The organism is Haloferax sp. Atlit-4N (assembly GCF_003383025.1).
GTDB lineage: Archaea > Halobacteriota > Halobacteria > Halobacteriales > Haloferacaceae > Haloferax > Haloferax gibbonsii.
Map to the genome: position 1 here is coordinate 1 of NZ_PSYY01000045.1, position 594 is coordinate 594.

Annotated in this window: 2 protein-coding genes; one reads left to right on the plus strand and one right to left on the minus strand. The window is 72.6% G+C overall.

Annotated elements, in window-relative coordinates; translation table 11 throughout:
- Window positions 1–257: hypothetical protein (locus C5C07_RS20450; RefSeq protein WP_158546620.1), on the minus strand; the 257-nt coding region annotated here is incomplete at its 3' end.
- A 1-nt stretch (window position 258) separates the two neighbouring features.
- On the opposite strand from C5C07_RS20450, the gene C5C07_RS20455 reads away from it, so the two are divergent.
- The gene (locus C5C07_RS20455; RefSeq protein WP_115806056.1) at window positions 259–546 is read left to right on the plus strand and encodes a hypothetical protein; all 288 of its coding nucleotides are present in this window, start codon (window positions 259–261) and stop codon (window positions 544–546) included.
- The last annotated feature ends 48 nt before the right edge of the window (window positions 547–594 follow it).

The following is a 594-nucleotide window of genomic DNA, read 5'->3' on the forward strand; positions in this document are numbered from 1 at the left end:
AGACCAGCCGCTTGGCGAGCTTCCTCACGCTTGCGCCTCGCCTTCTCGACCTCGTCCTCCGGCGGCGTCTCGACCTTCGGGGCCTGGCCACTAGCCGGGACAGCGGGACCAACGGCCAGGGCCATCACCGCCCGCAGTTCCTTCGACAGCGCCGACGGCGCCGCCTCATCCGGGTTCGCGATCCGGCGCGCCAGCTCGAGGGCCAGCTGCCCGTTGAACGTGTCGACCGCGTTGGCCGCCTCGAGGTCGCGCTTCACCGTGTCGACCAGGCCGGTCACCGGTGTCGGCGCGTCCGTCTCGGTCGGCGGGGTCGCGGACTTCGTCTTCCGTGCCGCCGGCTTCCGCGCCGTCGTCTTCTTCGCGGCCCGGGCCGGCCGCTTCGCGGTGCCCTTCGCGGGGGTCTTCGTCGCGGCGGCGGACCGGTCGCGGCGTGCCTTCTCGCGGCAGGCCGGCTTGCAGTACTTCGCCGTGGACCGCTGCGGCGCGAACGGGGTGCCGCAGGACGCGCACTTCACCTTCCGAGCGGCCACCGCGGCACCTCCTTAGCGTCACGCCGAGGAAGCCGCGAGGTCTCAGAGAGAGATGTACTGCGAG